The sequence below is a fragment of the Inquilinus limosus MP06 genome (genome assembly GCF_000767795.1).
GTDB lineage: Bacteria > Pseudomonadota > Alphaproteobacteria > DSM-16000 > Inquilinaceae > Inquilinus > Inquilinus limosus_E.
The window spans coordinates 1-1,074 of sequence record NZ_JANX01001033.1; the positions used below are offsets into that span (position 1 = coordinate 1).

The 1,074-nt window shown below is 70.2% G+C and carries 1 protein-coding gene; it reads right to left on the bottom strand.

The features are described 5' to 3' along the window. The coding region (locus tag P409_RS34985) for a dihydrodipicolinate synthase family protein (protein WP_081992266.1) at window positions 1–778 on the bottom strand (778 nt) is incomplete at its 3' end. Between the last annotated feature and the right edge of the window lie 296 nt (window positions 779–1,074).

A 1,074-nucleotide genomic window follows, 5' to 3' on the forward strand; every position in this document is an offset into this window, starting at 1 on the left:
GATGCGCCACCAGCGCCTTGACCGCCGGGATCACCGGATAGGCCAGCAGTGCCTCGACCAGGCGGTGGATGCGCGGATCCTCGCGCCCCTCCTGCACCAGCGGCAGCATCGCCTCGGGGTAGATGTTGGCGATGCCGGAGATGGCGCCCTGGCCGCCGAGGCGGACCGCCGCGGCCAGGCAGCGCTCGTCGCCGATCAGGATCGCCAGGTCGCGATGCGCCGCCAGCAGGGTCTGGGCGTAGTCCCAGCTGCCGGAGGAGTCTTTCACCCCGCGGATCACCTCGGGGAAGGCCGCGCGGAGCCTGCCAACGAGTTCGACGGAGATGGGCACCTGGGTGACGCTGGGGATGTGATAGAGGATGACGCCGCGGGCGGCGGCGCCCAGCTGCTCGAACACCCGGGCGAACCAGCCGAACAGGCCGTCATCGCCGACACCCTTGAAGTAGAAAGGCGGGGGCAGCAGCAGCGCGTCGGCCCCGAACTCCAGCGCCAGCCGCGCCTGCGCCACGGCATCCTCGGCTGAGGAGGCGGAGATGCCGCCGACCAGCTGCCGGCCCTCAATGCCGGCGCCGGCCAGGGCGCCCAGCACCTGCTCGCGCTCGGACAGGGAGAAGGCGGCGCCCTCGCCGGTGGTGCCGAAGGCGGTGACGGTGCGGCAGCCCTGCGCCAGGCACCAGCGCACATGCGCGACGAAGCGCGGGAAGTCGACCCCGCCATCGGGCCGGAAGGGGACGGTCAGTGCCGCGGAAAGTCCGAAACGCTCGGCTGGCTGGGACACGTCCATCTCCCTGGGTGGGCCGCCTTCGTTGCTGCGCGGCCAGTGGTGTCGATCTGACATGTCAGTCGTAGCGCGAGGGATCGCGGGCGTCAATATGTCGAACAAAAATGAATGGGCTTGTCCCGCAAAGAACCGTCATTGCGAGGAGGCGAAGCCGACGAATCCATCCAGGGGCCGGTGCGCACCGGCCCCCGGATTGCTTCGCTGCGCTCGCAATGACGACAGTTATCCCGCCTCGGCGGACAACTCCGGCAGGGCCGCACGGATCCGGGCGATATGCTCCGGGCCGATGCCGC